Consider the following 25435-nt stretch of genomic DNA (forward strand, 5'->3'; position numbering starts at 1 on the left):
GGCCGCTCAGCCTCCGATATCGTCGATTCACTCATTCAGAATGCAATTAGCATAGTCAACTAGTCAACATGTTTTTCTATTTCCCTTCCACCTGATGCACCTGGTAGGGGATGCGGAACTGCTCCTTGTAGACCGATTCGCCATAGATCAGCGGGCGACTGGCGGCGTTACTCAGCACGTAATCGCGGATCAGCAGGGGCGAGCCCCGGGTGATCTCCAGCAGTTCGGCGATCTCGGGCGTGGCGGAGCCGACGCGAATGTTGCCATGGATGTGCACCACCGGATCCTGCAGCACTTCAGCAAGGATGCGGTGGATCGACATGGTATTGAGCTCGCGCACGCTCAAGCGGTCGCCGATGGTCTTGGACATGTAGCGTCGCTCGAGACTGAGCGGCGCATCGTTGACCAGCCTCAGTCGCTCGAGCAGGTAGGTGTCCTCGGCCGCCAGGCCCAACGCCTCACATGCGCTCCGGCACGACTCGGCGCGAAAGCCGATGAGCCGATAGGAGACCCGCTCCCCGCTGCTGGCCATCTGTTCGTCGAAGGAGCGGATGCGCGTGGTTTCCAGCGGAATGTTGAGATCGGCCTGCCTGACGAAGCTGCCGCTGCCGGGGCGCCGTTGGACCAGCCCCTCGTAGACCAGCTTCTGCAGCGCCCGTGCCACGGTGGCCCGCGTGGTACCGAACTGCTCGGTCAACTCCTTCTCCGAGGGCAGCCGGTCCCCCGGCGCGTACTGTCCGGATTCGATGCTCTGCCGGACGAAGTCTCCAATCTGTGCGTAAATCGGCGTGAAATCTGCTTTTTTTGGCATTGGTATCGATATTTCCAAAGGTAGCTTGAAATGAATAGTCAACTAGTCAAGAATGCTTCTGGCGTATGAGATATTTGCCGACAGGCCACGCTGCCTGTCAAGTCAGGTGAAATAAGTTGACTCATCAACCTGTGAAATGACAGCTCCAATAACGAGATGGCAAACAGATGACCGATACCAATACCGACGCGGTCGAGGCTCCCGGGCGCTTTATCGCCGAACGCTTCGCTCGCCTGCAGTGGGAAGATTTGCCCGACACCGTACGCCGCACCACCCGCTTGTTCCTGCTCGACACCCTGGGCGTGATAGCGGGGGCGGCCAGGGCACCCGGCATGCATGAACTACTCGCCACGCTGGAAGACTTCGAGCCTCCAGGGCAAGCCACCGTGCTGCTCAGCGACACGCCACGCAGCCCGACCGTGGCCGCCCTGGCCAACGGCGCCGCGGCCCATGCGCTGGATTTCGACGATCAGCACGATCCGGCCCGGGTGCACGCCTTCTGCGTGGTGCTGCCGGCGGCATTGGCCGCGGCGGACGCCCGCGGGGAGCTGGACGGCAAGCGCTTTGTCACCGCCCTGGCCTGTGGCGTCGAGCTGTTCTGCCGCCTGGGTCTGACCTGCCACAACAGCCTGGGCAAGGGCTGGCACCCCACCACCGCGCTGGGCTCGCTGGCCGCCGCCCTGACCGCCGGCATGATCTTCGATCTCGATGGCGAGCGCATGACCCACGCACTCGGCCTGGCCTACACCCAGATGAGCGGCACCACCCAGTTCATCGCCGATGGCGCCCTGGCCAAGCGCATGGGGCCGGGCTTCGCCGCGCGCAATGGCGTGCTGGCGGCGCAACTGGCCCGCGCCGGCATCACCGGTCCGCATCGTTACCTGGAGGGCAAGGCCGGGCTGTTCAATCTCCACGAGCGCGGCGAGGTGACGCCGGAGATTCTCACCGAGGGGATCGGTAGCCACTGGCACATTCTCGACCTGTCGATGAAGCCCTATCCCTGCTGCCGCTGCGTGCACTCCACCATTCAACTGGGACTGGCGCTGCACCGGGAGGGGCTGCGCCCGGAGCAGGTCGCCGGCGCACGCATTCTGCTCGGCGAGGTCAACGCCGGCATCGTCGGCGCCGATTTCGACATCGGCCACGCCAACCCGGTGGTGCACGCCCAGTTCAACGCCGCCTACGGCCTGGCCACGGCGCTCGCCGACGGCCGCGTCGACATCGCCTCCTACACCCCGTCACGCATCCGCGACGAACGCAGCCGGCTGGCCGGGCGCTTCCATACCGAAATCTCCGCGGAGATTCCGGCCACGGCCATCGCTCCCGCCCGCATCGAGCTCGATCTCGCCGACGGTACCAGCCTGGTGCGCGAGACGCTGACCATGAAGGGCGCTCCGGACGATCCGATGTCCGAAGAGGAGGTACTGGACAAGTTCTTCGCTTGCATGAAGTGGGGCTTCGACACACCGCGCGAGGTGGCTCAGCCGCTGGCCGAGCGCCTGCTCGGTATCGAGGCGCTGCCCGACATTCGCCCCTTGATCGCGGAATTCTCCCGCATGGGACGCGCTTGACTGGAAACGGGATGAACACCATGACACAACCAACCTACCGCCTCGGCGTCGATATCGGCGGCACCTTCACCGATATCGTGATGATCGGCGAAACGGGAGAAGTCTTCTCCAAGAAGCTGCTCTCGACCCCCAGGGACTACTCCGAGGCGATCGAGAACGGCTGCCGCGAGCTGATGGCCGAGATCGGCGTGAGTGCCGCGCAGATCCGCGAGTTCGTGCATGCCACCACGGTGGCGACCAACACCATCATCGAGCGCAAGGGCGCCCGGGTGGCGCTGGTGACCACCGAGGGCTTCCGCGACGTGCTGGAGATCGCCCGCTTCCGCACGCCCAAGCTCTACGACATCGACTACCGCAAGCCCGACCCGCTGGTGCCCCGCGACCGGCGCTTCGAAGTCGGCGAGCGCATCGGCGCCGACGGTGCGGTGGTGACGCCGCTGGACGAGGGCGGGTTCGAAGCCCTGGCTCAAGCCATCGAGGCCTCCCAGGCCGAATCGGTGGCGATCACCTTGATCAACGCCCACGTCAACGCCGAACACGAGCAGCGCATCGCCCGCTTCCTGCGCCAGCGCCTGCCCGAACTCGTGGTCACCGCCTCGTCGGACCTGGTGCCGCAGATCGGCGAATACGAGCGCACCTCGACCACGGTGGTCAACGCCTATCTGCGCCCCATCGTCACCCGCTACGTGGAGTCGCTGCAGCGCCGCCTGGAGGCCATCGGCATTGGCGCGCCGCTGATGATCATGCAATCCTCCGGCGGTATCGCGCCGGGCCACCTGGTCAAGGATCAGCCGATCACCATCATCGAGAGCGGTCCCGCCGCCGGCGTGCTGGGCGGCGCCCGCCTGGCCAGCCATCTCGGCCTGGGCGACCTGCTGGTGTTCGACATGGGCGGCACCACCGCCAAGGCGACGCTGGCCGACAACGGCACCTACAGCGTCTCGCCGGAGACCGAAGTGGGCGGCGAGCCGGTGCTGGGCACGCGCATGATTCGCGGTGCCGGCTATCCGGTGCAGGTACCCACCATCGACATCGCCGAGGTCGGCGCCGGCGGCGGCAGCCTGGCCTCCGTCGACAGCGCCGGCGGCATTCGCGTCGGACCGCGCAGCGCCGGTTCCGAGCCGGGTCCGGTGGCCTATGGCCGCGGCGGTACCCAGCCCACCGTCACCGACGCCAACCTGATGCTCGGCTATCTCAATCCCCAGGCGCTGGTGGGCGGCGACCTGGAACTGGACCACGAGGGCACCCGGCGCGCCTTCGAGCGGCTGGCCAGCGAACTTTCGGTGGCGGAGACCGAGGCCGCCTACGGCGTGCACCTGATCGCCAACGCCACCATGCTGCGCGCCCTGCGCGGGGTGAGCTCGGAGAAGGGCCGCGATCCCTCGCAGTTCACGCTGATGGCGATCGGCGGCAATGGCCCGGTGCACGCCTGCTCACTGGCCGAGAGCGCCGCGGTGGAGCGTATCGTGATCCCGCCGGTGGCCGGTCTCTACTCGGCGCTGGGCATGCTGTTCGCCGATGTCGAGCACCAATTGTTGCACGCCTTCTACCGTCGCCGCGACGAGACCGGCGCCGCTGAGCTGCAAGCCGCCATCGACGAACTGCTGTCGCGGGGCGCGGCCCTGCTCTCCCGTCAGGGCTTCGCCGCCGACAAGCAGGAACTCAGGATCGAGATCGACATCAAGTACGCCGGCCAGACCTCGCCGCTCACCGTGCCGCTGGCCAGCGCGTGCATCGACGCGGCCGCCCTGGCCAAGCTGGACGACGACTTCCACGCCCTGCACGCCGAGACCTTCGGCTACGCATCGCCGAACGAGCCGCTGCAATTCGTCGCCGTCAAGGCGGTATGTCATGGGATTCCCGAGCATCCGCGCATGCCGGAGCGCTGCCGGCGCGGCAACGAGCGCAGCCTGGGGGCGAGCGTGCGCCGCGCCTACTTCGGCGACGCCGGCTGGCACGACACCCCGGTGATCACCCGCACCGAGCTGGCCGAAGGCCCGCGCCAGGGGCCGCTGATCGTCGAGGAGTACGACACCACCTGCGTTATCCGGCCCGGCTGGGTGGCCTCGCTGGATAGCTGGAACTGCTTGCATGCGACCCGTCGCCAGGAGGCCGCGCAATGAGCCCGATCAATCCGATTCGCCGCGAACTGCTCAAGAACGCCCTGATCACCATCGCCGACAACGCCCTGGTGATGGTCACGCGCACCGCGCGCACCGCCAACGTCAAGAACTCCATGGACTTCTCCGCGGCGATCTGCGACGGCGAGGGCAACCTGGCCGCCCAGGGGCTGGCGGTACCCGTTCACCTCGGTGTGGTGATGCCCGCCTTGCAAGGCTGTCTCGACCACTTCGGCGACGACATCCAGGAGGGCGACGTGCTCGCCTCCAACGACCCCTACTCCGGCTGCTCGCACCTCAACGACATCTTCACCTTCAAGCCGGTCTACGTGGATGGCGTGCGGGTGGCTTTCGTCTCCCTGGTGCTGCACCACACCGACCTGGGCGGCCGGGTGCCGGGGGGCAATGCCGCCGACAGCCAGGAGATCTTCGAGGAGGGGCTGCGCATCCCGCCGGTGAAGATGCGCGAGGCGGGCCGCGACAGCCAGGCGGTGCTGCGCATGATCGAGTTCAACTCGCGGGTGCCCGACCGCGTGCTGGGCGACCTGCGCGCCCAGCTCGCCGCCCTCGACGAGGCGGCGCGGGAAGTGGAGCGCATCGCCCGTGAGTTCGCCCCGACCGCCTTCGACGCCTATCTCAAGGACCTGGTCGACTATGCCGAGCAGTTGACCCGCGACTCCATCGCCGAGCTGCCCGACGGCGAGGTGGAGTTCGACGAGTACAACGACGACGACGGCGTCGGCAACGGCCCCATTCACCTGCATCTCAAGCTGATCAAGCGCGGCGACGAGATCGTCGCCGACTACACCGGCACCCAGCAGGACACCGGCGGCGCGGTGCACTGCAACTGGGAGTTCACCGTCTCCTGCACCTACGCCGCGCTGCGTACCGTGCTTGCCGCCGAGATCCCCAACAACGCCGGGCTCTACCGGCCGATCAAGGTGATCGGCCCCAAGGGCACCTTCGTCAGCGTGCAGTACCCCGCCGCCGTCGGCTCGCGGGGGCAGATCGGCTTCCGCCTGCGCTCCATCGTGCTCGGCGCCCTGGCCAAGCTGGTGCCGAATCGCATGCCGGCCTGCGCCGGGGGCTCTGAGTTCGCCATCGTCGCCTCCGGCAAGCACGACGGCGGGCGCCCCTTCCTGCACCTGGAGTTCCACAACAACACCGGCCTCGGTGGCGGCCCGGACCGCGACGGCCAGGACGCCGGCCCCTACTGCATCGGCAACCTCGCCAACGTGCCGGTGGAACTGATCGAGGGCGAGAACCCGATTCGCGTCGAGCGCTACGAGTTCCTGCCCGACACCGGCGGCGCGGGACGGTACCGGGGAGCGCTGGGCCTGGTGCGCGAGTACCGTTTTCTCACCGACGACGTGCGGGTGCAGGTGCGTTCCGACCGCTACACCTCCAAGCCCTGGGGGCTGTTCGGCGGCGGCCCCGGCGCCGGCGGCCGGTTGACCGCCAACCCTGGCACCGAGCGGGAGGAGGCGTTACCCTCCAAGTTCATCCGCCACTTCCAGCGCGGAGACGTGCTGCGCGCCGAGATGGCGGCGGCGGGGGGCTACGGCGCGCCGGCCGAGCGCGACCGGGCCGCCATCGCCCGCGATCTTGCCGAGGGCAAGCTGACCCTGGCCCACGCCCGCGAGGTCTACGGATATGAGTCAAGCGAATAGGGCGGCGAGCCCCGATGCCGCGCCAATGCTAGGACCCAACGCCAGCTTGATCGGTGAGCGCGATGCTCGCTCGCGTCTGGCGACCCCGGCGCTGCTGATCGACATCGAGACGCTGGACGCCAACCTGGCCAAGATGCAGGCGCTCTGCGACCGGGCCGGCGTGGCGCTGCGCCCGCATGCCAAGGCGCACAAGTGCCCGGAGATCGCCCGGCGGCAGCTCGCCGCCGGCGCGACGGGCATCTGCGTGGCCACCCCCGGCGAGGCGGAGTGCTTCGCCGAGGCGGGCATCGACGACATCCTGCTCACCTCCACCTTCGCCACCGACAGCGCCTGCCGGCGGGTGGTGGCGGTGATGGCCCAAACGCGGCTGGTCTGCGTGGTCGACCACCCCTCCATCGTCGCCACGCTGGGCGCTCTGGCGACTCGGGCCGGCATCGAGGCCGAAGTGCTGATCGACGTGGACCTCTTCCGCCACCGCGCCGGCGTCGCCTCGCCCCGGGACGCCGCCGAGCTGGCACGGGTCATCGAGGCCACCGAGGGAGTGCGCCTGGCGGGCATTCAGGGCTACGCCGGGCATCTCTCCCACTGCCGCGAGGTGGGCGAACGGCGACGCGGCGCCGAGCAGGCCCGGGCGATGTTGAGCGGGATGCGCGACGCCATCGAGGATGCCAGCGGACGCAAGGCGGACTGGATCACCGGCGGCAGCACCGGTGCGCTGCTGCAGGAGATGGAAGGCGTCTACACGGAATTCCAGTGCGGCAGCTACGCGCTGATGGACACCGAGTACGCTGCTGTCGACCCCGACGGCAGCGGCCAGCCGCTGTTTCCGCCCAGCCTGTTCCTCGCCGCCGCCGTGACCAGCGCCAACCACCCCGGGCTCGCCACCACCGACGGCGGCGAGAAGCGCCTGGCCAGCAAGTACGGCGTACCGCCCAGGGTCATGCGTGGCGCGCCGCCAGGCACGGAGTACCGCGCCACCAGCGACGAGCACGGCCAGTTGCTGCTGCCGGAAGGAGAGTGGGTGGAACTGGGCGCCTTGGTCGAGGTGGAAGTGCCGCACTGTGACCCGACGGTCAATCTTTTCGACCACATCCATGTGGTGCGCGGCGAAACGCTGGAGGCGATCTGGCCCATTGAGGCGAGGGGGTGTTGATCGTGAGCGTACTTCACCCTCGATCTGGACGATGTCCGTAGCTATGCCGTTCCGGTTGCAACCCGATTGGCTGGAAGGGTTGCCCATGATTCCGACACAGGAGTCGCGGCCGCCATGGTTCTCTCTATCCCACCGTAACCGATAGCGCGGCGACCCAGCCGCCGTAGCGGAAACCACCGGTCGGGTCTTCCTGCGGCCCGCCGGAACCGCCGTCGCAAGGCCCCACGCAGTTGGGCGCAGCCGCTGCTTGGCATAGGTCTGGCGCCCCGAATGGGGCTGAAACACCACCATGCCGATCTGCGGTTTCGTCGAAGTGACCAGAGGCAGCCCCACGCCGATCGTGATCCCATGGGTGTCGCTCATCGGCGCGGCGTGCCACGTTCCCTTCGATATCACCCGTTGTCGAGGCGTACTGCACGGCACACAGCTTCATCGGCCCGCTCCCTATCGCCTGGCTTTCCGGTAAGCTAAGCCATTTTTCGAAACCACCACAATGGCCTGCCGTCGATGGCCGCAAGCCCGAGGCCGATCAGCCCCATGCCGGCCAGGTGGCGCCACTCCAGCCGCTCACCCAGCACGAAGATACCCAGCAAGATGGCGCTGGCCGGGATCAGGAACGTGACCAGCAACAGGTTGGTCGCCCCAGCGCTTGCCAGCAGGCGGAAATAGATCAGGTAGGCCAGCGTGGTGGAGAACAGCGCCAGACCGAACACTGCCGTCCAGGTGTCCAGCCCCGGCCAGGGCTGCTGCCAGAAGCGCTCCACCAACAGCGCCAGGGGCAGGAGCACTAGCGCCGATGCCGTGACCTGCCCGCAGGCCGCAACCAGAGGCGAGCAACCCAGGGCACCAAAGCGCCGCCCGAACACTCCGGCAAAGGCATAGGAGAGCGCGCCGGCCAGCACCGCAAGCTGCGCCCATGAATGGCTGGTGGCACCTTCGTGAACCTCGGCGCCCAGCATGTACACCACGCCGGCAAAACCGATTGCTACGCCCGCAAGGCGTGCCGGGGTGAGAGATTCGTCGCGTGTCAGGAAATGCGCCACGACGATGGTGAAGAAGGGCGTGGTGGCGTTGAGAATCGACGCCAGGCCGCTGGCGATATGCCCCTGACCCCAGGCGATCAGGCTGAAAGGAATCATGTTGTTGAGCAGGCCCATGCCGAAGAAGGCCATCCACAGCCGCGGGTCGCGCGGCATGCGCTGGCCCAGTAGCAGAATCAGCGCATGCAGCGCCAGCGCCGCCAGCCCCACGCGCAGGGCCACGATGGTGAGCGGCCCCAGCTCCGCGACCGCCACCCCGACGAAAAAGAAGGAGCCGCCCCACAGCACCGACAAGGCCAGCAACAACACCCACTCCGTGAGCCCCATGGTTCGATCGATCGTCTTCATCGCTGTACTCCGGTTGGTAACGAAACCAACCTAGGGCAGCAAGGCGACGAGGGAACTCCGCTTCTTGCGCTGGAAGTTGTAAATGGCCGAGCGCTGGCGCAGCAGGGTTGCCGATCAGGCGTGGCGCCTAAGGCTCACCAAGCGTTAGAATTTCCCGTGTACGATGCACCAAGGGGGGCGCCAATGTTCACACCTGCGGATTCCATCTCTCGCACGCCGCTGGTGGCCGTCTATGGCACGCTGAAGCGTGGGCAGCGCAACCACTACTGGTTGAAGAGTGCCGATTTCCTTGGCAGCGACCGGCTGACCAGCGCGACCCTCTACGATCTTGGTCCCTTTCCCGGTGCCAAGCCCGAGCCATCGCGCGGTGTCGAAGTGGAGGTGTTTCGCGTCGATGCCAACCTGCTTACCGAACTGGACAGGCTCGAGGACTTCCGCCCGCGCCAACCCCATGCCGGGCTCTACCATCGGGCCATTCACGCCACCAGCTTCGGTCCGGCCTGGCTCTATCTCTACAATCCCGAAGTGGCCGGCTGCGTGTCAATTCGGCAGGGTGGATGGCGACATTAACCTTCTCGCTGCATCTTCTCGCGCCTTGCCACTTCCGCCTCAGTGGGCGGGTCCATGGCGAAGTCGCCGGTTTTCACCTCGCCGTCGCACTCATACTTGGCGATCACGATACCGTTGGGTGATACCCGATTGGCGACGAGCTTGAAAGCAGACGCCCTCGCGCTGTCGTCGAACAGCCTCTTGCCGTTTCCCAGTACCACGGGGAAGGTAAACGTATGAATTTCATCGACGAGGCCGCTGGCAAGCAGCGTGTGGACCAGCTCGGTGCTGCCTTGAGTGATTAACGCCGGCCCATCTTCCTGCTTCAGCCTGGCAACATCGGCCGCGGCGTCGTTGAGGGCCACCGAGTCCTTCCAGGTCAGCTCCAGGCCTTTTTGGGTCGCCACGTACTTGGTAATCGAGTTGAAGGTTCTGGCGATGGCGTCATCCGGGCCATCCTCGGCATAGGGCCAGTGGGCGGCGAAGATCTCGTACGTCCTGCGCCCGAGCAGTAGATCGAAGGGCCGCTCGAACAGCTTGTCGATCGCTTCCCCGAACACCTCGTCCACCAACGGTGCGACCCAGCCGCCGTAGCGGAAACCATCGGTCGGGTCTTCCTGCGGCCCGCCGGGCGCCTGCATGACACCGTCGAGTGACACCATGGCGGCAACGATCACTTTCCGCATGAACTCATCCTCCGGGTTTGCTCTCGTACCCGGTATTCGAGCGGGATGCGGAGAAATCGACGGGGCGGCAAAGCGACGACCTCGTCAACAGGGCCTGTCTCTGATTAGATGCCATTCTGGTGTCATTCGTCCCTGACGATATCCATCCCATCGATACCCGGAGCCTGCTCATGTCTCGCGCCATCGAAATCCCCGCTGCCGACGGCATCATCGACGCCCATGTCTTCACGCCCGGGAGCGCCGAAGGCCCACTGCCGGCCGTGGTGCTGTTCACCGATATCGGCGGCCTGCGCCCCTGCTATCACGAGAAGGCCCAGCAGATCGCGGACAACGGCTATGCCGTGTTGATGCCCAACGTCTACTACCGCGATGCGAGCGGCCCCGTCGTGCCGGCGGGCAAGTCCTTCCGCGACCCGGACGTGCGTCAGACGCTGTTCGAGTATGCCGGCCACCTGACGCCCGAAGCGCAATCCCGCGACTTTGCCGCCCTGTTGGACTGCATCGACAGCGAGGCCGAGTTCGCGGACGGCAAGATAGGTGTGGTCGGCTACTGCATGACCGGCGCCTTTGCGCTGCGCATGGCGGCCGAACACCCCGACTGCGTCGTCGCCGCGGCTGGTTTCCACTCAGCCAACTTGGCAAAGGCCGACGATCCGGGCAGTGCCGTGCACCTGGTCGGCACCATCGAGGGGCGCGTCTATCTCGGTCACGCCGACAAGGACGAGCTGCTGTCCCCTGAGCAGATCGCCCGCATGGACGAAGCGCTGGCCGCAGCCGGCGTGCACTTCACCACCGAACTCTACAAGGGTGCAGCCCACGGCTTCACGGCCAAGGACGCCCCATCGTACGATGCAACCGCCGATGCCCTGCATCACAAGCGGCTGGCCATGCTCCTGGAAGAGACGTTGTGACGGGGCCTTTTATTCCCGCTATGGCATGGTCGCGGCGAAAGACCGTGGCCTTGCGCTCGGCGGGCGCCGAGCTCTCGGGGCATTGCCAGGTGCCATCGGCCGGGTCGCACGCTGCAGTATTGAATAGCGGGCCGGTGTGTGCAATCTGGTGAAATCACTCGTTTGGCGACACACCGCCGCTGTTCCAGGGCGGTGTGCTGCTGGGTGGCTCTATCGTTACGAAGCCGGTTGTGGAAGTCGGGCGATGACCTTGATTTCGAAGTCGAAGCCCGCCAGCCAGTTGACGCCGACGGCGGTCCAGTTGGGGTAGGGCGGTTCGCCGATCGCCTTCGTTCGAACCCTGTCGATCGCTTCCCACTGGGCTTCGGGGTCGGTGTGGAAGGTGGTCACGTCGACGATGTCGTCGAAGGTGCAGCCGGCGGCTTCGAGAACGGCTGCCACGTTGTCGAAGGCGAGCTGGACCTGGTTTTCGAAATCCGGCTCGGGAGAGCCATCCTCGCGGCTGCCGACCTGACCCGAGACGAACAGGAAGTCGCCCGAGCGGATCGCCGCCGAATAGCGGTTGATCTCGTAGAGTGCCTGCCGTCCGGCAGGGAAGACTGCATCGCGTTTGGCCATGGTGCCACTCCGGTTATTGGTCCGGTTACTGGTTTAGCCAAGCCGGGTTCATCCTTTACCCGGTCAGCATTGATATACGGGCCGTATGTGTTTTATGCTGACACATACGTGCTGTATGTCAATACACATACGATGCGTATGCGAATTTTTCTGCAAGAAAGATTTGAGGAGAGGGCGTGGCGACGAAACGTGCGCAGATGATGGAGGAAACCCGGGCCAAGCTCATTCGAGCGGCGCGGCAGGCCTTTGCGACCAAGGGCTATGCGGCAGCTTCGATGGACGATATCACTGCAGAAGCCGGCCTCACGCGAGGGGCGCTCTATCACAACTTCGGTGGCAAGAAGGGGCTGCTGCAGGCGGTGGTCGATCAGATCGACCAGGAGATGGTGACGCGAATGCTTGCCGCTCAGGCCCGTGCGGCAAGCCGGTGGGATGGTTTGCTCGAGGAGGGCGTGGCCTACATCGAAATGGCACTGGAACCGGAAGTCCAGCGCATCATGCTGCTGGATGGGCCGGCGGTGCTCGGCGATCCATCGCAATGGCCCAATCAGAATGCGTGCCTGCAACGTACGGCACAGACCATTCAGGCCCTAATCGATGAGGGCACGGTCAAGCCGCTGGATGCGGAAGCCGCAGCCAGACTGATCAATGGCGCGGCGCTCAATGCCGCCCTATGGATCGCGGCCGCCGACGAGCCCCGCGCCGTACTTGCGAAGGCTGTCGAGGCGTTCCGTCAGCTCGCGACGGGCTTGCTGAAACCGAAGGGTGACGCCGGATAGAAAGGCGTATAGCCCTGCTAGTCGCTATTGGCACCGACGGTTTCATGCCTGTATTGGTACGTTCGCTCACTCATGCTGCAAGACGTTGATGAGTTTCCCGAAGGGATCGCGAACGTAGAACCGCCGCACGCCCCAAGGCTCGCTGACGGGCCCGTACTCGATGGGCACGCTTGCTTTCTCGAAGCGGGCCAGTGCCGCTTCGATATCATCGACTTCGATGGATAGGTCGGGTACGGGAGTGCCGGAGCCGCCTTCGGTGCCGAAGCTTACCTGCACCGTCATCGTCTCGTCCGAGCCGTAGGTGCGGAACCAGCCGTGATCCATGAGCAGGTCGAGACCCAGGATTTCCCCGTAGAAAACCGCTGCCTTGTCGAGTTCCTCTGTCGCCGTGTTGGACATGATGCGTTTGACTTTCATGTAGCGCCTCGGGATGCCTTGTCGTGTGTTTTGTCAGTGCTGCGCATGCCGGTTGAGAAATGCTTAAACATAGCCGCTTCGCTATCGTCCTGCCTGTTCTATCCTTTCCTTCGGCCTTCACTGTTCAGGCACCTTCCACACCCGAGGAGCTTTCCAAGCGGCATCCTCTATCGCCTTGCGTCTTTTACCGATGACCCCAGCGGCGGCAATCCCGCCGGGGCATGGTTGGGCGAGACGCTGCCCGAGCCAGCAGAGCCTTGTTGTCGGCGATCGGCTCAAGGCCTGAGCACCCAGTAGTCGTTCTGGATGTCGTGCGGCAACCGGTGGACCTCGATGTTGCCGAAGCCGGCCTTGGCGAAGTACTCCCGCGCTTTTTCCTGGCCCCACATCGTTCCCAGCCCCTCGCCGCCCTGGGCGAGTGAGACGCTCATGCAGTGCATGATCGACAGGGTGTAGAGCAGCGTGCCCATGGGGTGGTCGCGGTCGCCGTGGTGGTGGCTGGACGAGTGGATGTCCTGGGCCAGATAGACGCCTTCCCCACGCAGGGTGCGGCGGATACCCTTGAGCAGGTTCAGCGGGTGGGCCTGGTCGTGGATGGCATCGAAGGTGGTGACCAGATCGTGGCGCTGTGCCGGGGCCGTGCGGTCGAAGTCGCTGAGGTCGCGCTGCTCGAAGCGCAGGTTGGTCAGGCCCCGACGAGCGGCGCGCTCCGTTGCCCAGCCGATGGCCTCCCTGGAGAGGTCGTAGCCGGTAAACCGGCTGGCGGGGAAGCGTTCGGCAAGCTTCATCAGCGCCAGGCCGCGTCCGCAGCCCAGGTCGAGCACGTCGATGCCCTGTGCCAGCCTTGCCGGCAGTTCCGGTGCCAGGGGCAGGATGGCATCCAACAGCACGGGCAGCACCGTCTGGCCGCTGTCCTCGGCCATGACCTCGTGGAAACGGGCATAGCACGTGTACGGTACGCCGCCGCCGTGGCGGAAGCATTCCAGCACGTCGTCCTCCACCCGGCCCATCAACGGCAGGTACTGGGAGAACACGGCAAGATTGGCCTCGCCGCCATCGGTCAGCAGTGCGGCGTGCTCGGGTGGGAGGCGGTAGGTCATGGCCTGCGGGTCGTGCTCGACCAGGGCGGCGACCGTCGCGCCACCCAGCCACTCACGCACGTAGCGTTCGTCGAGCCTGGCCTTGGCGGCAAGTTCGCTGCTCGTCACTGGTTCGCCGTCGGCCAGGTGGCCGAGCAGGCCACAGCGGTGAGCCAATGAAATCAGCTGCAGCAAGGCACCCTCGTTGAGGGCACGTACGAAGCGGGCCTCGAAGTCAGCGGCGCGGAAGGCGTCGAAGGCGGTGGAAGGTTGGGTTTGGGCAGTCATGGCGGTTCTCCTCAGGTTTTGTTGTGTGCATTGGAACGCCCATTCTGGCGCTCCCGGCTGGGCTACACTGAAGTCCCTACGGACAAAAACCGGCGGTTTCCGCCATGTCGATACACAAGCCCTCCATCGCCTTGCTGGCCATCCCGGAAGTGGCGGCTTCCACCCTGTACGGGGTCTACGATGTCTTTGCCGCGGCGGGGCGTGACTGGCCCGCCCTGATCGAAGGCAAGGCCGGCGAGTCGTTGTTCGCACCGCAGGTGGTCGCTCGCAGCGGCACGTGTGAATTGACCATCGCCAACGGTGTGCGCATCGTTCCCGACGCCGGCTTGGATTGGGTGCCCGACGTGGTGTGCATTCCCGAGATCATGCTGCCGCCCGAGGCGGTGCTCGAAGGTCGCTATGGCGAGGAAGTCGAGTGGCTCAAGCGCTGCCATGCCGAAGGCGCCATCCTGGCGACCGCCTGCTCGGGCGCGCTGTTGCTGGCCGAGTCGGGTCTGCTGCGGGGCGAGGATGCCACCACGCACTGGGCCTACTGCGATGTGCTGGGTCGCTATCCGGGTGTTCGGGTTCATCCACATCGAGCCCTGGTGATCGGCGGCACCGGGAGTCGCCTGGTCATGGCGGGGGGCGGTACCTCCTGGAGCGATCTGGCGCTGTACCTCGTCGCGCGCCTGGCGAGTGTCGACGAGGCGATGCATCTCGCCAAGCTGTTCCTGATCGACTGGCATGCCGCCGGCCAACTCCCTTTCGCCATGCTTGCGCGCACCCGCCAGGCCGAGGACGCCGTCATTGCCCGCTGCCAGACGTGGATCGCCGAGCATTACGACGAGCCGTCGCCCGTGGCCGCCTTGATCGAGGTTTCCGGACTCAGCGAGCGCAGCTTCCACCGTCGCTTCAGGAAGGCCACCGGCCTGACGCCCATGGAATACGTGCATACCCTACGCCTGGAGGAGGCCAAGCAGATGCTGGAGACCGAGGCGGTGCCCGTGAATGCCATTGCCGAGGCGGTGGGCTATGAGGATGGCGCCTTCTTCGGCCGGCTATTTCGGCGTAAGGTTGGCCTGACGCCGGCCCAGTATCGTCGCCGCTTCGGGGGGCTGCGAAGCGCCCTGACGGGTTGAGAAGTTTTATGACCAAAGCAGTGCCACGGTATCGATTACAGGCGTCGGCGTAGTATCACGGTAGCGAGCAGGTGAGTAGCACCGCCGACGGCAGCGATCAGGGTGAAGGCGCCGGGTGCAACCTTCCAGAAAAAGCCGAGCATCGCCTCGAGGCCTTCGGGGCTGGCCGAGAAGTCGTTCATGCGCATTGGGAGGTCTCCTGAGTGAAAGAAGGGTTCCACTCTAGCCAGACAGATAGTGGCGGAATTGTAGGTTTTCGACCTGCTAGTCGCTCTGGTGCCGGCCTGACGCTTAGTCGGTTCAACCCTTGCGCTGCACTGCGTCCCTACGTGCAGTGTTTCTGGCAGGCCAAGGGGCAAGCCAGTAGCGAAGCGGCGGGTGTGGAGTTGCTGCATCCGGATGGTGCCGCCGGCCTGCTGTTCAACTTCGGTGGCATGCTCGAGCGCGACGGCGAGTGAGTGGGGGCCGTCGCCCATAGCCGCGAGCTGATCAAGCTGGGCGGGAGCGCCACTTCCTTGACCGATACTGCCTTTACCGCCGGCTATTTCGACCAGTCGCACTTCATCCACGACTTCAAGTCCGTCACCGGCTTCACCCCGGGTGGCTATCTCGACCATGTGCAGCGGCGCTATGGCTAGCCGCGGCTGATCCGAACCGACGGCAATAATTACGGGGCTCTGGCGGGTGTGTGTAGTGCAACACCGGCCATGACCAGCGCAATGCCGAGCATATCCTGGCGTGTCGGGATTTGGGCGAGCATGATCGCGGCGATGAGAGTAGCAGTCGCCGGCAGGACCGTCAGGGTCAATGCTCGGGCGCTTGGCTTGTCGCTCACCGCGTGGCTGCGCATCCGGCCGATACCGGGCCAACTGCAAAGGGTCGCCGAGCTACTGAAAGGGCTGCCGGAAATTACCGAGTGTGACCGTATCACGGGCGATGATTGCTTCATCGCCCGAGCGCATCTGGCATCGGTCGAGCATCTGGAGCGATTGATCGACGAAATCATTCCCTATGCGATGACCAATACCGCCATCGTCCAGTCCTCCCCGGTCGAGCATCGCTTACCGCCGTGGAGCGGCTCCGAGGTGGGCGGCACTCGCTAAGTTGCCGATTCGTACTCGTCGTGGCGTTTCACCCAGTCCATCAGGTTGCGGTGAGGCCCATTTTCATTGCGGCCGCGGGGCGTCATGTCGAGCAGCATGTAGGTACTGTCGACGAGTTCGTCGCCGCGCCCGTAGGTCGAGTAGGTGTGGAAAATTTCGCCATCGGCGTTTCGGTAGAACACGCTGAGGCCGGACAGGTCCTCGATCGAGACGTTGCCCGTGGTGTAATTGTAGGTGACGTCTCCCTGGGCGATCTCCTCGGGGGTGAACGAGACCTGGTGGTCGTAGTTGAAGTCGCTGCCGTGCGAGGAGACCCACTTCACCTGCCATCCCATGCGCTGGCGGTAGGCGTCGATTTCGGTGAGCGGAGCCCGCGAGACCCGAACCAGACTGACGTCGTGATGTTCGAGGTGCACCCGCGTGCCTTCGATGTGGTCAGCCGTGAAGGAGCAGCCGATGCACCCCGCCCCCCAGCCGGGGCCGAACATGAAGTGGTGGACGATGAGCTGGCTACGTCCATCGAACAGCTCGCCGAGCGTCTTGTGGCCTGCGGTCGTATCGAAAACGTATTCCTTTTCGACCTTCACACACGGCAGGGCGCGTCGCTTGGCGTTCAGGTCGTCGCGCAGACGGGTTAGTTCCTTCTCCCTTGCCAGTAGCTCCTTGCGGGCGGCGAGCCATTCGTCACGGGAGACGACGGGTTGGGATATTTCATCGTGCGCTAACATGAGGACTTCTCCTGCTGCTGACGTTACACGAGTTAGTCGTTCTGAAGGGGCCGGATTCGACAGGTGTGCAAGTGCCGCGCACAGCGCCGTTGACTTATTTGCCTAAAGCAACTATTTATTTGCTTTAGGCAAATATAAAGGCTTTTCCCATGAGAACAGATCGGCTTCTTGAAGAGCGCGCCGGGATCGTACGTAGCTTCAACCGCTTCTACACGTGGCAGATCGGCGTGCTTCATGAGCACCTCCTGGAGAGCCAGTTCTCGCTGACGGAGGTCCGCATCCTCTATGAGCTGGCGCATAGGCCAATGCTTACCAGCTCGGATATCTGCCGGGAGCTGGGCCTCAACGCGGGCTATGTGAGCCGGGTGCTGAAAGGTTTCGAAAAGAAGGGGCTCGTTACCAAGACCCCCTCGCCCTCTGACCGGCGGGCTGCACGATTGCAGCTGACGGATCAGGGGCGGGCGACTTTCATGCCGCTGAATGAGGCATCACAGAGCGAAGTCGTTGCCATGCTGAAGCGGTTATCGGAGCCTGAGCAGCATCAGTTGGTCGAAGCGATGGGCCAGATCAAGGGCCTGCTCGGCGAAGTGGATTCGGGTTACCTGCTGCGCGACCCGCAGCCGGGCGACATGGGCTGGATCGTCCATCGGCAGGCCGTTCTGTATGCACAGGAGTACGGATGGAACACGGAATACGAGGCGCTGATTGCAGAAATCGTCGCCAGGTACCTGCGTGATTTCGACTCGCGTTGGGAGCGGTGTTGGATCGCCGAGAAGCATGGAAGCGTCGTTGGGTCCGTGTTCGTCGTTCGGGAAGACGAAGCGACCGCAAAGCTGCGGCTGCTCTACGTCGACCCCTGCGCCCGCGGCCTTGGGGTAGGCAGCCGCCTCGTGGATGAATGCCTCAGGTTCGCCCGCCAGGTCGGCTACCGCAAGATGGTTCTGTGGACCAACAGCGTATTGACCGATGCGCGCCGGATCTATGAAAGAGCGGGTTTCGAACTGGTGGAGGAGGAGCCGCATCACAGCTTTGGGAAGGACTTGATAGGTCAGGTTTGGAGCCGTGAGCTGTAGGGTCCACGCCTTCATCGCGAAGCATGATTCTGCCCTGGCAAGGGCCTAATGCCGAACAGCAGGGCGTAGAGCACCGGCACCGCGACCAGGGTGAGTAGCGTGGCGAAGGCGAGCCCGCCCATGATCGTCGTCGCCATGCTGGCGAAGAAGGCATCGCCGAGCAGGGGCAGCATGCCGAGAATGGTAGTGCCGGCAGCCAATACCACCGGCCTGAGGCGGCTGACGCTGGCTTCCACCACGGCCGGGCCGCCCGGCTTGCCCTCGCGAATCTGTGCGTCGATCTCGTCGAGCAGCACGATGCCGTTCTTCATCAGCATGCCGGAGAGGCTGAGCAGCCCAAGCAGAGCCGTGAAGGTGAACGGCATGCCGCTGGCCAGCAACCCGATTACCACGCCGCAGATCGACATGGGTACCACCAGCCACAGGATCAGCGGCTGGCGCCATTTACCGAACAGCAACACGCTGATCACCAGCATGGCAAGAAAGCCCAACGGCAGCTGAGCGCGCAGCGAAGCCCGCGAGCGGCCGGAGGCCTCGTGCTCGCCACCCCACTCCAGGCGGTAACCGAGGGGAAGGGGGATCGCTTCGATGGGCTCGCGAATGCGCGAGAGGCCCTCGCTGGCGGTTACGCCACTCACCATACTGGCTTGAACCGTCAAGGTGCGCATCCGATCGCGGCGGCGGATGACGCTCTCCTCGCTGGTGGTTTCGAAACGCTCGATGACTTGCCGTAGCGGGATGGGCACGCTGCCATTGGCACTTTCCAACTGCCTCTCGTGCAGGCGCGTCACGTCCAGACGCTCATGCTCGGGTGGCCGCAGCACGATGGGAAGCCGGCGATCGTTTTCGCGATAGGTGGCGGCCTGGATGCCGGTGGTGGCGAATTGGAGCGCGCGCATGGCCGCGTCGCGCTGAACTCCCGCCATGCGAGCGCGCTCCTCGTCGAATACCGGCTTCAGGATCAGTTCGCGCTGGCGCCAGTCGTCGACGATGTCGGTCAACAAGTCGTCGCGCTCCATGATCGCCTTGGCCTGGTTGCCGAGGTGGCGAAGCATGACCGGGTCGGGACCCGAGAAGCGAGCCTCGATGCCGACGACATTGGGGCCGAACATGAGGCGCTCGATCCTGGTCTGCGCACCGGGATGATGCGCGTCGAGCCGCTGCCGCAGCCGTGCTGCCAGCGGTTCTATCTGGTCGCGCTCGGCTGTACGGATCATGAACAGGCCGTAGCTGGAACTGGGCCGCTCCGGTGTGTAGGTGAGCACGAAGCGACTGGCGCCGCGCCCCACGAACTGCGTTACCGACAGCACTTCCGGCTGCGTGCGAAGAAAAGCATCGAGATCCTGCATGTGACGGTCCGTCGCGCGAATGTCGGTGCCTTGGGGCAGTTGGTAGTGCAGGAAGAAGATGGGCGTATTCGAGGCGGGGAAGAAGGCCTGCTTGACGAAACCGAAGGCGAAGATGCAGCCGGCGGTGAACAGGATGAGGCTCAGCAGCGTAAGCAGGCGCCAGCGCAACACGCCCTCGAGCAGCCGGCGATAGCCTCGATAGAGCCTGCCCGTGTAGGGCGTCGTGGCTTCGTGCACCGTTCTCAGCAGATAGTGTCCCAGCAGGGGCGTGACGGTGATGGCGAGTATCCAGCTCAGCAGCAGCGAAACGGCGATCACCGCGAACAGGGAGAAGAGCAGGTCGCCAGTGGTGTCGGGCGAGAGGCCAATGCCGGCAAAGGCCATGATGCCGATGACCGTGGCGCCGAGCAGCGGTATCTGGGTGCGTCTGGCAGCGGTGCTGGCGGCATCGCGGGCATTGGCTCCGCGCTGCATGCCGATCAGCAGGCCTTCGGTCACCACGATGGCATTGTCGACCAGCATGCCCATGGCGATGATCAGCGCACCCAGCGAGATGCGCTCCATCTCGAGGCCGAGCACGCGCATGAACAGCAGTGTGCCGAGCACCGTCAGCAGCAGGGTGGCACCCACCACCAGGCCGGCGCGCCAGCCCATGGACAGACACAGCACGCCGATGACGATCGCCACGGCCAGCGCCAGGCTGACGAGAAAGCTGCCGATGGCCTCGTCGACCACCCGGTGCTGCTCGTAGATCGGATGGAGCTCGACGCCTAGCGGTATTCGTTCCTGCAGTTCGTGCAGCCGGGCGTCCACCGCCTGGCCCACCTCGACGATGTTGACGTCGGCCACCCCGGCGACGGCAAGCGTGAAGGCGGGCTCTCCGTTGAAGCGAATCAAATGGTCGGGCAGCTCCGTTGCGCTACGCCGGATCGTGGCGATATCGTCCAGGCGGATCTGTTCGGTGGTGCCGGGGCGACCGATGCGCAGCTCCACCAGGTGAGTTGGGCTCGCCAACTGTTGGGAGAAGGCGATGCGCAGGCGGCGCTCATCCAGGGTGATGGCACCGCTCTCGGCGATGTCGCTGGCGGCGCGCAGGGTCTCGATCACCTGCTCCAGCGGTACGCCGAGGCTGGCCAGGCGCTCGCTGTCGAGCTCCACGTACAAGGCCTCGCTGCGCTCGCCGGCGGTGGTGACCTTGGCGACGCCGTTCACCCTCAGCAGCTCCCGACGCAGGAACCTCGACAGATCGCGGATTTCCGCATCGCTCAGTTCCGGCGCCATGATTGCGTAGTAGATGCCGTAGACGTCGCCGAAGTCGTCGTTGACCAGGGAAGGGCCGGCTCCCGGCGGCAGGCTGGCCTGGGCGTCGCCGATCTTGCGGCGCAGTTCGTCCCAGAGCTGCGGCATGTTGCGGCTGGGATAGGCGCGCTTGATCTCGACCTCGACCTCGGAGATGCCGGGGCGCGACCGCGAGCGAACGTAGTCGACGGCCGGCAGTTGCTGGATGGCCGATTCGAGCCTCTCGGTGACCTCCTGTTCGACCTGCTCGGCATTCGCCCCGGGGTATGGCGTGGTGATGATGGCGGTCTTGAGGGTGAACGAAGGATCTTCCAGCCGGCCCAGGGTCAGCATCGCCCACAGGCCGCCCAACAGGCAGGCCAGAATGATCAGCCAGGTCTGGACGGGGCGGTCGATGGCGGTGCGGGCGATATCCATGAGCGTGTCCTAGTCGAGATGCGCCTGGGGTCTCACCCGCATGCCGTCGCGCAGCAGGTGGGTGCCGGAAGTCACGATCGGCTCGCCTTCCGTCAGGCCTTCCAGCACCGTCACGCGGTCGGGTAGTGCAGCGCCGAGGGTAACGGGGCGTGGCGTTACCGTTTGCGAATCGGGATCGAACCGCCAGACGCGCATCTGGCCGTCGTTGCCGGGGTCCAGTGCCGAAAGCGGTACCGTGACGCCGGTTGGCGCGGGGGAGAACCGGGAGACGACGATGCTTGCGGTCATGCCGGGCAACAGTTCGAGCGCGCTTGGACGAGGCAGGGTCACGCTGACCGGATAGCTTTGGCCCACCGGGTCGGGCTGAGGGCGATGCTCCCGATAGCGGACCGGAAAGCGCCGCTCGGGAGCGGCCTCGAAGATGGCCTCCATGCGGTACGCCTCGGGGTGTTCGAGGATGGCGCTGAGCCGCTCGGGCACATGAAAGCGCAGGCGTAACTCGCTCATGTCCTGCACGCGCAATACCGGCGCGTTCGCGGCCACGGTGGCGAAAGGCTCAGCCAGCCTGCGGGTCACCAGGGCGTCGAAGGGGGCCTCGATGCGGGTGTAGGCAAGCTGTCGGCGGGCCTGTTCGAGCGCGACGGCCTGGGTGCGGAACTCAGCCTCCGCCTGCTCGAAATTGGCCGTCGAAGCGGCGTTCTGGGCATGCAAACGGCGTAGGCGCTCGTATTCCCGCCGGGCCTGCTCGTGGCGCGTCTCCACTTGGCGCAGCGCCAGCTCGAAGTCGGTCGTATCAAGCGTCGCCAGCGTTTTGCCGCGTGTCACGAGGGTGCCCTCGTGCGGGCTATGGTCGGTGAGCTGGCCGCCGACCTGGAAGGCCAGATCGACGGTGCTGGCGGCTTCCACGCGGGCGACGAAGCGGTGACTCGACGCCGGGGATGGCATGGCCGTTTCCACCCGCACGGGGCGTATCACGTTGTCGTGGTTGGTGCTGGCGCCGTTCTCGGTGCAGGCGGTGAGCAGCAGCGCCATTGTCAGGGACAGCAGAATGCGCGGCAGCCTGGGCGGTGTGAGTGCGAGTTGGAACGCTATCGGGAACATGTTGTTAACGCCGTTAATATAGCAGGCTTGAATGTATTGTTAACGCTGTTAATATGTCAAGCGACAAAGGACGTGAAGCGAGATCGCGAGTGACGGAAAACGACAGTGCACCGAAGCGCCGGCGGCGGAAGAAAGAGAGGCTGACCGTACGGCAGATCGCTGAGGCAGCGCTGACCCTGGTGAACCGGGAAGGTCTGGATGGGCTGACGATGAGAGCCTTGGCCGATGCCATGGACGTGCAGGCACCGGTGATCTACCGTCACGTGGCCGACAAGCGGCAATTGCTCGATGAGATGGCCGATGCCATCGTGGCCGCCGTTCCGCTGGGCGGGCTCGATGACGAAGATGCCTATGTCAATCTGGCCGAGTTCGTGCGGCGCCTGCGGCGTACCTTGCTGATGTATCGCGACGGTGCGCGTATCGTCGGTGGCAGCTACTCCGCCAAGCACAGCACCTTGCGCGGTGCCGAAACGCTGATGGCGCTGCTGGTGAAAGCCGGTCTCGATCGCGACCGGGCACTCTGGGCGATGACGACAGTGCTCTCGTTCATTCTCGGCGAAACGCTGGAGCAGCAGGGGCTGCCCGATGAACCCGGTGAGGCCACGGCGGCCATTACCGCTTCCCTTGGCGAGGTGCTGTCGAGTCCCGATTTTCGCCATCTCGATACGGAGCTGATGGCACGCCGCTTCTTCGATTTCGATGGTCGCTTCGAATTCGGGCTTGCCATGATCCTGGCGGGAGTGCGTGAGCAGGTTGCCGGCACTGATCGGGAGAAAATCGGTCTCGCTTGACACCTCGATCATCGAGGTATTAAGTTGCAGCCATGAACAAGGCCAAGACCGAGGCGGCAACCGGCCGCCGGATCCCCGATTACAGCGACCCTTCCTACTGGCGCGGCACGATCAAGATGTCGCTGTCGAAGTTCTTCGTGCTCAGCGTGCTGCACCGCAAGCCGATGCACGGCTACGAGGTGGTGCAGGCGGTGGAGAAGAGCACCAAGGGCTGCTGCAGCCCTTCGGAGGGTACGGTCTACCCGATGCTCAACGAGTTCGAGGCGGGCGGCTACCTGAGCTCGACCGCGGAGGTGGTGCAGGGGCGCTCGCGCAAGGTCTACGCGCTGACGGAGAAGGGGCGGGATGCCTTTCAGGTGGCGGTGGACGCCTGGCTGGAAGCTACGGACTGCATCCTCGAGAGCCGCCGCATGGCTGGTGGGGCGGCGAAACGGAGGGAGTGAAAGGTGAGAGCCAGGCGTTTCTTCAGGTCTAGATACCTCGATGGTCGAGGTAGGCGATGAGCTCACGTACTGGTGTGGTCGTCGCCCTGGGCGTTTCCCAGACACTTGCCTGGGGCTCGACCTACTATCTTCCGGCAATCCTCGCCGTGCCCATGGCGCGCAATCTCGGCCTATCCACTAGTACGGTATTCGCGGCGTTCTCCTCGGCGCTGGTGGTATCGGCCGTGCTGGGGCCGGCGGTGGGGCGACGCATCGACCGCTTCGGCGGGCGCGATGTGCTGGCGGCCTCGAGCCTGGTGTTTGCCCTGGGCCTGGTACTGTTGGGGCTGGCGAATGGGCCCGTGTTGCTGTGGGCGGGGTGGCTGGTGATCGGCGTCGGCATGGGCATGGGGCTGTACGAATCGGCCTTCTCGACCCTGGCGGGGCTCTACGGCCGCGAGGCGCGTGGCCCCATCACCGGCATTACCCTGCTGGCGGGCTTTGCCAGCACGGTGTGCTGGCCGATCACCGGCTGGCTCAACGCCGAATTCGGCTGGCAGAACGCCTGCTTCACCTGGGCGGCGGTGCATCTGCTACTGGGCCTGCCGCTCAACCGCCTGCTGATTCCCCTCGGCATCCAGTCGCCCGCTCCTCCCGCCGAGACGGCAGCGGTCGAGGCGAAGACGACCTGGCTGCCCATGGCGCTGCTGGCTTTCGTCTTCGCCGTCACCTGGTTCGTGAGCACGGGCATGGCGGCGCACCTGCCATGGCTGCTGCAAATCGCAGGCTTGTCGCCTGCTGCGGCCATCGCCGCCGCGGCGCTGGTGGGGCCGGCCCAGGTGGCGGCGCGCCTGCTCGAGTTCTCGCTGCTGCGGCGCTTCCACCCATTGCTCTCGGCCAAGCTGGCGGTCGTCGCCCATCCCATCGGGGCGCTCGGCGTGATGACGCTGGGGGCGCCCTTGGCCACGCTGTTCGTGCTGCTGCACGGTGCCGGCAACGGCATTCTCACCATTGCCAAGGGTACGCTGCCGCTGGCGATCTTCGGCCCGCACGGCTATGGCCTGCGCCAGGGTGTGCTGATGGTGCCGGCACGCTTCGGCCAGGCGCTGGCGCCGCTCACCTTTGCCCTGCTGATCGAGCGCTTCGGCACCCAGGCACTGCTGTTCTCCTCCGCCCTGGGGCTCGCGGCCCTGGTGGCGCTGCTCGTTCTGCAAACCCACGCCATGAAGGAGGCGACATGAGGCTCCGTACGCTCAACGACCCCGACCACTTGCCGGCGCTCGACGAGCGCTTCGCTCTCCGGCGGCCCGGCCGGGGTCTGCCGGATCCATTCGGCCATCCGCCGCGCATCCTGCTGCTCTACGGCTCGCTGCGCGAACGCGCCTATTCGCGCCTGGCGGTGGAGGAAGCCGCGCGGCTGCTGCGTCATTTCGGTGCCGAGACGCGGATCTTCGACCCTTCCGACCTGCCGCTGCCGGACCAGGTGGTGGGCGACGACCATACCGCCGTGCGCGAGCTTCGCGAGCTGGCTATCTGGTCCGAAGGGCAGGTATGGTGCAGCCCCGAACGCCACGGCCAGATCACCGGTGTGATGAAGACACAGATCGACCATCTGCCGCTGAGCATGGGGGCGGTGCGGCCCACCCAGGGGCGCACCCTGGCGGTGATGCAGGTCAGTGGCGGCTCGCAGTCGTTCAATGCGGTGAACACCCTGCGCCTGCTGGGGCGCTGGATGCGTATGGTCACCATCCCCAACCAGTCCAGCGTGCCCAAGGCGTACCAGGAGTTCGACGAAGCCGGCCGCATGCTTCCCTCGCCGCTCTACGACCGCATCGTCGACGTGATGGAGGAGCTGGTGCGCTTCACCCTGCTGCTGCGGCCCCACAGTGAGACGCTGGTGGACCGCTACTCGGAGCGCCGCGAAGCAGCCGGCGCCAAGGCCGACCCGGTAACGGACAAGGCGGCGGTGAGCCAAACTTCATGAGCTTCCC

26 protein-coding genes are annotated in these 25435 nt (G+C 65.4%); 16 read left to right on the forward strand and 10 right to left on the reverse strand.

Annotated features, from left to right (window positions below; translation table 11 throughout):
* Positions 1–76: 76 nt before the first annotated feature.
* The gene (locus C1H69_RS05405) at positions 77–811 is read right to left on the reverse strand and encodes a GntR family transcriptional regulator (protein WP_102652385.1); all 735 of its coding nucleotides are present in this window, start codon (positions 809–811) and stop codon (positions 77–79) included.
* A 167-nt stretch (positions 812–978) separates the two neighbouring features.
* Between C1H69_RS05405 and C1H69_RS05410 the strand changes: the two genes are divergently transcribed.
* The 4 genes from C1H69_RS05410 to C1H69_RS05425 are packed head-to-tail and all read left to right on the forward strand — an operon-like array spanning position 979 to position 7325.
* Entirely contained in the window at positions 979–2382 is a 1404-nt protein-coding gene (locus C1H69_RS05410; protein ID WP_102652386.1) for an MmgE/PrpD family protein, read from the forward strand.
* Positions 2383–2402: 20 nt separating this feature from the next.
* Positions 2403–4505 (forward strand): hydantoinase/oxoprolinase family protein, encoded by a 2103-nt coding sequence (locus C1H69_RS05415; RefSeq protein WP_165789425.1) that lies wholly within the window; start codon positions 2403–2405, stop codon positions 4503–4505.
* Positions 4502–6172 carry a hydantoinase B/oxoprolinase family protein gene (locus C1H69_RS05420; RefSeq protein ID WP_102652388.1) on the forward strand — a complete coding sequence of 557 codons (1671 nt, stop codon included), beginning with the start codon at positions 4502–4504 and terminating at the stop codon, positions 6170–6172. The genes C1H69_RS05415 and C1H69_RS05420 overlap by 4 nt, the downstream gene beginning before the upstream one ends.
* Entirely contained in the window at positions 6156–7325 is a 1170-nt protein-coding gene (locus tag C1H69_RS05425; RefSeq protein ID WP_102652389.1) for a DSD1 family PLP-dependent enzyme, read from the forward strand. Before C1H69_RS05420 ends, C1H69_RS05425 begins: the two co-directional genes overlap by 17 nt.
* A 467-nt stretch (positions 7326–7792) precedes the next feature.
* On the opposite strand, the gene C1H69_RS05430 is transcribed toward C1H69_RS05425, so the two are convergent.
* Complete coding sequence (locus C1H69_RS05430) at positions 7793–8713, reverse strand: DMT family transporter (protein ID WP_205738420.1); 921 nt, start codon at positions 8711–8713, stop codon at positions 7793–7795.
* A gap of 183 nt (positions 8714–8896) precedes the next feature.
* Here C1H69_RS05430 and C1H69_RS05435 point away from each other — a divergent pair, with 183 nt between their 5' ends.
* A complete protein-coding gene (locus C1H69_RS05435) occupies positions 8897–9283 on the forward strand; it encodes a gamma-glutamylcyclotransferase family protein (RefSeq protein WP_102652390.1) in 387 nt (128 codons plus the stop codon).
* Here C1H69_RS05435 and C1H69_RS05440 read toward each other — a convergent pair.
* The gene (locus C1H69_RS05440; protein WP_102652391.1) at positions 9280–9948 is read right to left on the reverse strand and encodes a dihydrofolate reductase family protein; all 669 of its coding nucleotides are present in this window, start codon (positions 9946–9948) and stop codon (positions 9280–9282) included. The genes C1H69_RS05435 and C1H69_RS05440 overlap by 4 nt on opposite strands.
* Before the next feature lie 170 nt (positions 9949–10118).
* On the opposite strand from C1H69_RS05440, the gene C1H69_RS05445 reads away from it, so the two are divergent.
* Positions 10119–10859: a dienelactone hydrolase family protein gene (locus C1H69_RS05445; RefSeq protein WP_102652392.1), complete on the forward strand. Its 741-nt coding sequence runs from the start codon at positions 10119–10121 to the stop codon at positions 10857–10859.
* Between the two features lie 216 nt (positions 10860–11075).
* Here the strand turns inward: C1H69_RS05445 and C1H69_RS05450 are convergent, their stop codons facing one another.
* Positions 11076–11477: a RidA family protein gene (locus tag C1H69_RS05450; RefSeq protein WP_102652393.1), complete on the reverse strand. Its 402-nt coding sequence runs from the start codon at positions 11475–11477 to the stop codon at positions 11076–11078.
* 176 nt (positions 11478–11653) lie between these two features.
* Here C1H69_RS05450 and C1H69_RS05455 point away from each other — a divergent pair, with 176 nt between their 5' ends.
* Positions 11654–12256: a TetR/AcrR family transcriptional regulator gene (locus tag C1H69_RS05455; protein WP_240609821.1), complete on the forward strand. Its 603-nt coding sequence runs from the start codon at positions 11654–11656 to the stop codon at positions 12254–12256.
* Between the two features lie 66 nt (positions 12257–12322).
* Here C1H69_RS05455 and C1H69_RS05460 read toward each other — a convergent pair whose 3' ends face one another.
* Both C1H69_RS05460 and C1H69_RS05470 read right to left on the reverse strand, forming a co-directional pair.
* Positions 12323–12673 carry a VOC family protein gene (locus C1H69_RS05460; RefSeq protein ID WP_102652394.1) on the reverse strand — a complete coding sequence of 117 codons (351 nt, stop codon included), beginning with the start codon at positions 12671–12673 and terminating at the stop codon, positions 12323–12325.
* Between the two features lie 275 nt (positions 12674–12948).
* Positions 12949–14040, reverse strand: coding sequence for a class I SAM-dependent methyltransferase (locus C1H69_RS05470; protein WP_102652396.1), 1092 nt, complete (start codon positions 14038–14040; stop codon positions 12949–12951).
* Positions 14041–14144: 104 nt separating this feature from the next.
* On the opposite strand from C1H69_RS05470, the gene C1H69_RS05475 reads away from it, so the two are divergent.
* Positions 14145–15161, forward strand: coding sequence for a GlxA family transcriptional regulator (locus C1H69_RS05475; RefSeq protein ID WP_102652397.1), 1017 nt, complete (start codon positions 14145–14147; stop codon positions 15159–15161).
* A 35-nt stretch (positions 15162–15196) separates the two neighbouring features.
* On the opposite strand, the gene C1H69_RS23535 is transcribed toward C1H69_RS05475, so the two are convergent.
* On the reverse strand, positions 15197–15349 hold the full coding sequence (locus tag C1H69_RS23535) for a hypothetical protein (protein ID WP_165789426.1): 153 nt from the start codon (positions 15347–15349) through the stop codon (positions 15197–15199).
* Positions 15350–15364: 15 nt separating this feature from the next.
* Between C1H69_RS23535 and C1H69_RS24530 the strand changes: the two genes are divergently transcribed.
* The 3 genes from C1H69_RS24530 (at position 15365) to C1H69_RS05485 (ending at position 16264) form a co-directional block, all read left to right on the forward strand.
* Positions 15365–15619, forward strand: coding sequence for a DUF6597 domain-containing transcriptional factor (locus tag C1H69_RS24530; RefSeq protein ID WP_338066161.1), 255 nt, complete (start codon positions 15365–15367; stop codon positions 15617–15619).
* The gene (locus C1H69_RS05480; protein ID WP_102652398.1) at positions 15620–15799 is read left to right on the forward strand and encodes a helix-turn-helix domain-containing protein; all 180 of its coding nucleotides are present in this window, start codon (positions 15620–15622) and stop codon (positions 15797–15799) included.
* A gap of 132 nt (positions 15800–15931) precedes the next feature.
* The gene (locus C1H69_RS05485) at positions 15932–16264 is read left to right on the forward strand and encodes an Lrp/AsnC family transcriptional regulator (RefSeq protein WP_240609822.1); all 333 of its coding nucleotides are present in this window, start codon (positions 15932–15934) and stop codon (positions 16262–16264) included.
* On the opposite strand, the gene C1H69_RS05490 is transcribed toward C1H69_RS05485, so the two are convergent.
* Complete coding sequence (locus C1H69_RS05490) at positions 16261–16992, reverse strand: DUF899 domain-containing protein (RefSeq protein WP_102652400.1); 732 nt, start codon at positions 16990–16992, stop codon at positions 16261–16263. The two genes, C1H69_RS05485 and C1H69_RS05490, sit on opposite strands and share 4 nt — an antisense overlap.
* A gap of 149 nt (positions 16993–17141) precedes the next feature.
* On the opposite strand from C1H69_RS05490, the gene C1H69_RS05495 reads away from it, so the two are divergent.
* A complete protein-coding gene (locus C1H69_RS05495) occupies positions 17142–18065 on the forward strand; it encodes a bifunctional helix-turn-helix transcriptional regulator/GNAT family N-acetyltransferase (protein WP_102652401.1) in 924 nt (307 codons plus the stop codon).
* Between the two features lie 11 nt (positions 18066–18076).
* Here C1H69_RS05495 and C1H69_RS05500 read toward each other — a convergent pair whose 3' ends face one another.
* Together C1H69_RS05500 and C1H69_RS05505 are read right to left on the reverse strand one after the other, a co-directional pair.
* Positions 18077–21130, reverse strand: a complete 3054-nt coding sequence (locus C1H69_RS05500) for an efflux RND transporter permease subunit (RefSeq protein WP_102652402.1) — start codon at positions 21128–21130, stop codon at positions 18077–18079.
* A gap of 9 nt (positions 21131–21139) precedes the next feature.
* Positions 21140–22231, reverse strand: a complete 1092-nt coding sequence (locus C1H69_RS05505; protein WP_102652403.1) for an efflux RND transporter periplasmic adaptor subunit — start codon at positions 22229–22231, stop codon at positions 21140–21142.
* Between the two features lie 89 nt (positions 22232–22320).
* Here C1H69_RS05505 and C1H69_RS05510 point away from each other — a divergent pair, with 89 nt between their 5' ends.
* The 4 genes from C1H69_RS05510 to arsH are packed head-to-tail and all read left to right on the forward strand — an operon-like array spanning position 22321 to position 25428.
* Entirely contained in the window at positions 22321–23022 is a 702-nt protein-coding gene (locus tag C1H69_RS05510; protein ID WP_165789427.1) for a TetR/AcrR family transcriptional regulator C-terminal domain-containing protein, read from the forward strand.
* Positions 23023–23054: 32 nt separating this feature from the next.
* Positions 23055–23465 (forward strand): PadR family transcriptional regulator, encoded by a 411-nt coding sequence (locus C1H69_RS05515; RefSeq protein ID WP_205738421.1) that lies wholly within the window; start codon positions 23055–23057, stop codon positions 23463–23465.
* A gap of 56 nt (positions 23466–23521) precedes the next feature.
* Positions 23522–24685 carry an MFS transporter gene (locus C1H69_RS05520; RefSeq protein WP_102652405.1) on the forward strand — a complete coding sequence of 388 codons (1164 nt, stop codon included), beginning with the start codon at positions 23522–23524 and terminating at the stop codon, positions 24683–24685.
* Positions 24682–25428 carry an arsenical resistance protein ArsH gene (gene arsH, locus C1H69_RS05525; RefSeq protein WP_102652406.1) on the forward strand — a complete coding sequence of 249 codons (747 nt, stop codon included), beginning with the start codon at positions 24682–24684 and terminating at the stop codon, positions 25426–25428. Before C1H69_RS05520 ends, arsH begins: the two co-directional genes overlap by 4 nt.
* Positions 25429–25435: the final 7 nt, after the last annotated feature.

Origin of the sequence: Billgrantia endophytica (genome assembly GCF_002879615.1) — a bacterium.
GTDB classification, from domain to species: Bacteria; Pseudomonadota; Gammaproteobacteria; order Pseudomonadales; family Halomonadaceae; genus Halomonas; species Halomonas endophytica.

Coding starts and splice junctions, on each gene's coding strand:
- C1H69_RS05450 (WP_102652393.1), bottom strand. CDS start 11,477: ATGGCCAAACGCGATGCAGTCTTCCCTGCCGGACGGCAGGCACTCTAC.
- C1H69_RS05435 (WP_102652390.1), top strand. CDS start 8,897: ATGTTCACACCTGCGGATTCCATCTCTCGCACGCCGCTGGTGGCCGTC.
- C1H69_RS05505 (WP_102652403.1), bottom strand. CDS start 22,231: ATGTTCCCGATAGCGTTCCAACTCGCACTCACACCGCCCAGGCTGCCG.
- C1H69_RS05440 (WP_102652391.1), bottom strand. CDS start 9,948: ATGCGGAAAGTGATCGTTGCCGCCATGGTGTCACTCGACGGTGTCATG.
- C1H69_RS05490 (WP_102652400.1), bottom strand. CDS start 16,992: ATGTTAGCGCACGATGAAATATCCCAACCCGTCGTCTCCCGTGACGAA.
- C1H69_RS05485 (WP_240609822.1), top strand. CDS start 15,932: ATGAGAGTAGCAGTCGCCGGCAGGACCGTCAGGGTCAATGCTCGGGCG.
- C1H69_RS05405 (WP_102652385.1), bottom strand. CDS start 811: ATGCCAAAAAAAGCAGATTTCACGCCGATTTACGCACAGATTGGAGAC.
- C1H69_RS05470 (WP_102652396.1), bottom strand. CDS start 14,040: ATGACTGCCCAAACCCAACCTTCCACCGCCTTCGACGCCTTCCGCGCC.
- C1H69_RS05500 (WP_102652402.1), bottom strand. CDS start 21,130: ATGGATATCGCCCGCACCGCCATCGACCGCCCCGTCCAGACCTGGCTG.
- C1H69_RS23535 (WP_165789426.1), bottom strand. CDS start 15,349: ATGCGCATGAACGACTTCTCGGCCAGCCCCGAAGGCCTCGAGGCGATG.
- arsH (WP_102652406.1), top strand. CDS start 24,682: ATGAGGCTCCGTACGCTCAACGACCCCGACCACTTGCCGGCGCTCGAC.
- C1H69_RS05495 (WP_102652401.1), top strand. CDS start 17,142: ATGAGAACAGATCGGCTTCTTGAAGAGCGCGCCGGGATCGTACGTAGC.
- C1H69_RS05515 (WP_205738421.1), top strand. CDS start 23,055: ATGAACAAGGCCAAGACCGAGGCGGCAACCGGCCGCCGGATCCCCGAT.
- C1H69_RS05425 (WP_102652389.1), top strand. CDS start 6,156: ATGAGTCAAGCGAATAGGGCGGCGAGCCCCGATGCCGCGCCAATGCTA.
- C1H69_RS05430 (WP_205738420.1), bottom strand. CDS start 8,713: ATGAAGACGATCGATCGAACCATGGGGCTCACGGAGTGGGTGTTGTTG.
- C1H69_RS05415 (WP_165789425.1), top strand. CDS start 2,403: ATGACACAACCAACCTACCGCCTCGGCGTCGATATCGGCGGCACCTTC.
- C1H69_RS05520 (WP_102652405.1), top strand. CDS start 23,522: ATGAGCTCACGTACTGGTGTGGTCGTCGCCCTGGGCGTTTCCCAGACA.
- C1H69_RS05445 (WP_102652392.1), top strand. CDS start 10,119: ATGTCTCGCGCCATCGAAATCCCCGCTGCCGACGGCATCATCGACGCC.
- C1H69_RS05410 (WP_102652386.1), top strand. CDS start 979: ATGACCGATACCAATACCGACGCGGTCGAGGCTCCCGGGCGCTTTATC.
- C1H69_RS05475 (WP_102652397.1), top strand. CDS start 14,145: ATGTCGATACACAAGCCCTCCATCGCCTTGCTGGCCATCCCGGAAGTG.
- C1H69_RS05460 (WP_102652394.1), bottom strand. CDS start 12,673: ATGAAAGTCAAACGCATCATGTCCAACACGGCGACAGAGGAACTCGAC.
- C1H69_RS05420 (WP_102652388.1), top strand. CDS start 4,502: ATGAGCCCGATCAATCCGATTCGCCGCGAACTGCTCAAGAACGCCCTG.